At 67.4% G+C, this 6,009-nt stretch carries 7 protein-coding genes; 2 read left to right on the top strand and 5 right to left on the bottom strand.

Annotated features, from left to right (window positions below; all coding sequences use genetic code 11):
* Nucleotides 1-198 precede the first annotated feature (198 nt).
* The 5 genes from ACFQ6N_RS39880 to ACFQ6N_RS39860 all read right to left on the bottom strand — a co-directional run bounded on the left by ACFQ6N_RS39880 (nt 199) and on the right by ACFQ6N_RS39860 (nt 4,157).
* Nucleotides 199-1,128: a hypothetical protein gene (locus ACFQ6N_RS39880; RefSeq protein ID WP_380659068.1), complete on the bottom strand. Its 930-nt coding sequence runs from the start codon at nt 1,126-1,128 to the stop codon at nt 199-201.
* A 239-nt stretch (nt 1,129-1,367) separates the two neighbouring features.
* Nucleotides 1,368-2,462: a radical SAM protein gene (locus tag ACFQ6N_RS39875; RefSeq protein ID WP_380659067.1), complete on the bottom strand. Its 1,095-nt coding sequence runs from the start codon at nt 2,460-2,462 to the stop codon at nt 1,368-1,370.
* Nucleotides 2,463-2,475: 13 nt separating this feature from the next.
* The gene (locus ACFQ6N_RS39870) at nt 2,476-3,009 is read right to left on the bottom strand and encodes a class IV adenylate cyclase (protein ID WP_380659066.1); all 534 of its coding nucleotides are present in this window, start codon (nt 3,007-3,009) and stop codon (nt 2,476-2,478) included.
* Nucleotides 3,006-3,605, bottom strand: coding sequence for a hypothetical protein (locus tag ACFQ6N_RS39865; RefSeq protein WP_380659065.1), 600 nt, complete (start codon nt 3,603-3,605; stop codon nt 3,006-3,008). Before ACFQ6N_RS39865 ends, ACFQ6N_RS39870 begins: the two co-directional genes overlap by 4 nt.
* A gap of 93 nt (nt 3,606-3,698) precedes the next feature.
* On the bottom strand, nt 3,699-4,157 hold the full coding sequence (locus ACFQ6N_RS39860) for an ATP-binding protein (protein ID WP_380659064.1): 459 nt from the start codon (nt 4,155-4,157) through the stop codon (nt 3,699-3,701).
* 212 nt (nt 4,158-4,369) lie between these two features.
* On the opposite strand from ACFQ6N_RS39860, the gene ACFQ6N_RS39855 reads away from it, so the two are divergent.
* Both ACFQ6N_RS39855 and ACFQ6N_RS39850 read left to right on the top strand, forming a co-directional pair.
* Nucleotides 4,370-5,551: a hypothetical protein gene (locus ACFQ6N_RS39855; RefSeq protein ID WP_380659063.1), complete on the top strand. Its 1,182-nt coding sequence runs from the start codon at nt 4,370-4,372 to the stop codon at nt 5,549-5,551.
* Nucleotides 5,548-5,850, top strand: a complete 303-nt coding sequence (locus ACFQ6N_RS39850) for a hypothetical protein (protein WP_380659062.1) — start codon at nt 5,548-5,550, stop codon at nt 5,848-5,850. Before ACFQ6N_RS39855 ends, ACFQ6N_RS39850 begins: the two co-directional genes overlap by 4 nt.
* Nucleotides 5,851-6,009 lie beyond the last annotated feature (159 nt).

Raw genomic sequence — 6,009 nt, 5'->3', positions numbered from 1 at the left:
CCCCGGCCACCCCCCCCCCCCGCCCCCCCCCCCCCCCCCCCCCCGGCTGACCGGGGGGCGTAAGCGGGGGGCCCGCACGTCCGCGCCCCCCGTGCGGACCCCGGACGCGCCCTACCCACCGCGCGCCGGAACGCGCCGAGAGCCCACGGCCGGGGCATCTGGACCACTGGCAGCACGCGGGCAGAGGTGGGCGGGGTGTCATCGCTTTCCCCAGTTCCACGGCGCCGGGTGGGCACCGCGCAGGCATGCGACCCGGTGGGCGGCCTCCCGGCGGAGGCCGCCGTCGAGGTGGGCGCGGCGCACCGCGTCCATCACCGCAGTGAGCACGACGACGTCGCGCACGACCTGGTAGCCCGACCAGGCGCCGATGTAGGGGTAGGCCGGGGACCGGCCCTCCGACTGGTAGGAGAGGTAGGTACCGGCGAAGGTCCGGTGGTCCTCACGCGGGCCGGTGAGAAGCTCGGAGCGCCAACGGGCGGCGACCAGATCCCACTCCCGGTGGCCTCGGCGGAGCGGTCGGCGCAACAGGAATCCCACGCGGACCCCGTCGTCGTGGCAGGGGACCATCCGGTCGGCTCCGAGGATGACGGTGTCCGGTGTCGGCCAGTCGAGGTAGTCCCACTCCTCTCGCAACTGAGCCACGCGCTCGCGTAGGAACCGGCAGACGGCACCGTCCAATGGCGCGTCGTCGAGGCCGTCGAGCAGTCCGTCGAACGGATCGTGTTCCCCGAGCCACAACGCCGTCCCGGGATCGATCCGGTGCGTAAGAGCGGTCACCCATGCGGACAGGGACGTGTCGGGGCTCCGCTGCCCGGGGTTCTGCCAGAAGGTGACGGCCCGACCGCCGGCAGCGGCACGGATTTCCGTGAAAGAGGGGGAGGTGACGGCAACCCGGTGCTGCCGAAGGAACTGCACGCTCCTGATGAGTGCCCACGCCTCGTCCAGGTCCGGGTGCACGATGGCGAGTACGCGCGGGCGTGAGGCGAGCGACCACAGATGGTTCGGGCCATCGCTGATCAGTTCCGCCACCACCACGTCGTCGCCGGTAGCCGCGCAGGCCTGGGCCAAGGCCTCGTGGGAGCCCAGGACATCCAGCCTGCGAGCCGGGGCGATGGTCCTGAGCAGCATTCTGGTACGCGGTCCGACGCTCACAGCGCAGTCCTCGGTAGAGGTGGATGGATGGGGGGACGGTCCGGGGCGAGCTCGGATTCAGACGGGTCGTCCCAGGCCGGTCGGCCCGTATCGGATGGCACGCGCCGCACCGGACAGGCAGCAGCGCACCTCCCTCGACATGATCCATAGGAGGTAGTCCTGGCCTCGCTCGGGTCGAGCGAGGCCAGGAAGACCCTGTCGACCGGGCCTGTTACTCAGGCGGCGGCACCGTACCTGCTCGTCAGCCGCCGGACTTCGGCATCCTTGAAGGCCTGCACCTCTTCCACGATTCCGCTCTTCGGCAGATCGACCACGGCAACACAGAGGTCCATGCGCTGGATGCAGATGCCGACCATGTACTCCCCTTGTTCAGTGAGGTAGAGGCGGATGCCGTAGTAGCCCTCTTCGCAGTCCGTGCCGTTGTTGAACCGGCACGACGCGCAGGTGTCCGGGAGCCGTACGGGCAGCAGCCGCTTCACGTAGACCGCCCGGCTGCCGAGCGCCCGGTACAGGGTGCGCTCGTCGGAGGTGCCGGCGGTGAACGTCCGGAGCACCGGTTCCGCGCCCACACGGGCCAGCACTTCGGAGATCGCCGCAATCGACTCCGTTCCGTCCTGAATGCTGGTGAGCATCCGCACGTCCGCGAACTGACCGTACGACTCGACCAGGTTGACGATCCGGTCCACGTGAGCCATTCCGGGAACAACGATGTTCACGGAGACCTTCACGCCGTTGGAGACGGCAGACCGGACGGTCTGCTCCGCTGCACGGATCTTCGTCTCGGCCAGGCCCGCCGACCTGAATCGCTCGGACTGAACAGCCTGGAGTTCTTGGGCGGTGGTGCCGAAGACCGAGACATTTACCCGGTTGAGCCCTGCCGCCGAACACTCCGGCATGACCTGCCGACCGCGTTCCCCATTGCTGGTCATTCCGACGCTCAGCCCCATTCCGCTGAGCACCGCGACCAGCGTGGACACCTCGGTGTGGAGAGTGGGTTCCCCTCCGGTGAGGTGAACCTCGCTGGCGTCGAACGCCCGGGCCACGGTTCGCACGGCCCGCCGGAAGGACACATCCGGGGCCATCTTGGCGGAGAGGAAGTTGATCCCGTTCGTCCCGCCGTAGATCGACACGCGCCCGCTCTTGCCCGGGCCCGTGACAACGGGCAACACCGTACGACCCCGATTGTCGGCCGTGACCAGAGTTCCCTCGTTGTGGCAGAACGTGCACGCCAACCCGCAATCGTCGATCACCTTGATGCGGATGGTCTTGTCCCGGACGACTCGGACCGCCGGGCGTTGGGTAACTGACATGGCTCGTCTCCTGTCACTCGAACGTGAGCCGGGGAATCGCATCCAGGTCGATCCCGTACCGGCGGTAGACCCTGGTCGTGTTCTCACTCGTCAGCTCAGCCGGGAAGAACCCCAGCACGAGCGCTGTCGCGTGGACGTGTTCAGCGCTGTCGCTTTCGATCTCCAGGTACGGGGGGATCAACGGCCAGCGGTCGATCTCGACGGCCGCGCCGCCCAGCGTCCAGGAGGACCGATGGTTCTCCTGGTAGGCCCTTGGCAGGTAGCCGAGCTTGCCGAGGAGCGCGTTCATGGCGTCGAAGTCGCCGACGGTCGTCTCCGTTTCGGTCACGCCGTCGATCGCATCGGAGTGGATCTCCTTGACACACAACGTGACATCGGTACCGGTGTCACGCAGCCGTACCCACGCACCGGGTCGACCGGGGATGTCGTAGACGTACCGACGCTGGGACCGGTCGCCCACGTGCTCCGCCCCGGCCTTGATCAGGAGCATGCGCATCTCCTCCGGCTCGATGTCGAGAATCTTCACTTCGAACTCAGTTACGGTCATGGCGAGTTGCCCTCCTCGATGCGATGCGAGACATGCGGGCGCACGATGTCGGCGATACCACGTGCCACTTCCTCAGGCCTGCGGTCGGTGCCGTCGACCCGCAGCAGGCCGAAGGCCCGGTACACGCGGGAGCTTTCGGCCACATTCGGTTCCTCCCGCCGGTGCCAGGAGCTCGGCGCCCCCAGCTCGGCGCGCCGACGAAGCCGCTCCTGGCGAACGCCCTCGTCCACCTCCAACAGGATCGGCACATGCGGAATGAGGACCCCGCCGGGGTACTCCGGCGCGCAGTCATGCCCCATCGCCCGGTGCGTGGCGATGGTGCGCGGGAAGTAGGAGTCGACCACCACCGTCCGACCACTCTCGATGAGCGCCCGGGCGGTCTCGGACTTGATGTGGTTGGCCATCATCCACCAGTGAAACCGCGCCGGCAGGATTCCGGCAGCGTCCACCTCCGCACGCATGCGGGGGAACGTCGACAAGACGCTGTCCGTGAGATGAACGCCGTTGACGAAGGCGGCGACCAGCGGAGCAACAGTGCTCTTCCCGCTCGCACTGAGACCGTCAAGGGTGACGAAGGCCCCTCGGGTCACATCCATACGAACTCCGTTCCTCATTCAGCTTTCGGGTCTGCAACACCGACGGATCACACCGCAGGCCACGATCACGGCCGGCAGCCACCAACCCAACGGTCACGGCGCCGCCATCCTCAGCTCGAACCAAACCCATTTGCCACGCGGAGCCCAAGCCACTCCCCAGCAGGAGGAGAGCGTCTCCACCAGGCCCAAGCCATAACCGGATTCGGCCTCGCACTTCGGTTCCGTGCGGCACGGCAACGCTCTTGACGAGTCCCGAACGCCCACCCACACCGAGGTCTTCCGCCGGTTCACCGAGACGGAGATTCGTGTGCAACCCGTGTGCCTGACGGCATTGGCGACCAACTCGCTCACCAGCAGCTCAGCCACGTCCCGCAATTCACCGGCGGACCAGGCAGTCAATGCAGCGGCCACCAGCCTGCGGGCAGGCCGTGCGGATTCGGGATCGCAGGGCAGTTCCAGCAAGGACCCGAGGTCGCCGGGCCGAACCTCCGGAATCTCGATGCGTGCACCGCCCGAGGAGTCGGTGGACCTTGCGCTGACGCTGGCTGACATATGGGCCCCTGGTTTGCGAGCGGGCAGATTGCGATGCCGCCGCCCGGGCCCCTCCCGAACCGATCAAGAGTGACCGACCGGTCACCCCGAGCGACTAAGAACCATCAAACGCCTGCGGTGCGGGTGGGGACAGGGCGATCCTGTAGGCAGACGCTAGGCACTTCACTAGGCGGTCTGGCTCCCAGCAGCGGCATCGCATGGATGGGTCCGAGATGACCAACGACGCACTTCGAAGGCTCCGCCTCGGGCGAGAGTGGCCCCAGGGAGAGGTGGCAAACCGGGTGAACGCCCGGATCAGGGCTGCGACCGGGCGAGAGTCGGCGATTGACGCCAACGTAATCAGCAGATTAGAACGTGGCGTGATCAGCTGGCCGGACGGGGACGTTCGCGACGCACTACGCGGCGTCTTCGGCGTGGCCACGAACGCAGAGCTGGGACTGTTCCCGAAGAGGACCCGGCGGGACCGCGAGGAGGTGAGTGAGTCGAAGCGTCGCGATTTCTTGGCTGTCTCGTTGGCTTCCATCCTGCCCGATGTGATGCCATCCCCGTCTTCTGTGGGAATGAAGGACGTTGACGACATCGCAGAACGAACCTTCGCCCTGGAGGAATGGGACCGGCGAAGCGGGGGGTTCACCACCCGACATCTGGCCTTCGGCGAGCTTAGAAGTGTCGTCGATCTCACCAAAGCGTCGATGGGACCACGCGTCCGTGATCGACTGTGTGGCCAGATCGCCAACCTTGCGGACCTCGCAGCGTGGTCCGCGTTCGACGCCGGCCAGAGCGCGCCCGCGCGGAGCACCTTCGGCTTGGGAATCAGGGCAGCCCAGGAGGCCGGCGACGACGGACTCCTGTGCCACGTCGCAACCGGTCTCGCCCGTCAGGAGATCGCCGAGAACAAGCCGAAGGACGCTGTGGCACTCGCCGACAGGGCGATGGGCAACGTACCCCTGTCGGCACTCTCGATGATCGCGGCAGTGAAGGCCCAGGCCTATGCCATTCAGGGCGACGAGGCCGAGGTCATGCGGCAGATCGCCCGCGCGGAGTCGATCTACAGTCGCGTCACCGACCTCCGCAGCGAACCACGCTGGATGTGGTACTTCACCGAGCACAAGCTGCACGGAGAGACCGGGCACGCCCTGTACCTTCTCGCCGTGGTCAAGAACAGACCGGTCTCCGACCTGGTATCCCGGCTCCGCCGGGCCGTGGATTCCCAGACCTCGAACCGAGCCCGCTCGAAAGCGCTCGACACCGCCAAGCTGGCCACGGTGCTCTACCGCCAGGGCGCTCGGGAAGAAGCCGAGCACTACGCCCACACCGCCAACGACCTTTCTGCTGTCGTCCGCTCCGCACGACTGGACGCCGCACTGGCCGAGATGAGGAGAGCCCGAGCATGACGATCGAGGACGCGATCAAGGAGGCCGCCGCCCGGGGCATCACCGGGCTGCCGGAGCCTTCCAGGCTGACCCATGTGCGGGTGTGGCCCGGCGCAACCCAGTGGGTCGGTGAGGTCGGTGAGCCGCCCCATAACGAGACCGTGGGCGAAGGCATGTTCGACACCAAGGATGAAGCTCAGGAAGCCGCCTTGCAGGCCGTTGCCGACGGCCGTGCCCTGTTGGTTTCCCTGCTCCCGGCAGATCTCGCGGCTACGGCCGCCGAGTGGCCGGGGCCGATCGTGAACGCCTGGGATGCCTGAGGTCCGACCTGGCGAGAACAACAGCCGCTCTCTTGCAGGCCCGCGCCCCGGGTTTCCTGGGGCGCGGGCCTACCTCCTGTCTGTGAAGAGTGGACAGAGAGCTCCGCATCTCAACGACAGAACCACACCAGGGCCGGGCCTGCGCGACGAGCGCAGGCC

The sequence above is a fragment of the Kitasatospora sp. NPDC056446 genome (genome assembly GCF_042796115.1).
Lineage (GTDB): Bacteria > Actinomycetota > Actinomycetes > Streptomycetales > Streptomycetaceae > Kitasatospora.
This window is presented reverse-complemented; position numbering and strand designations above follow the sequence as displayed.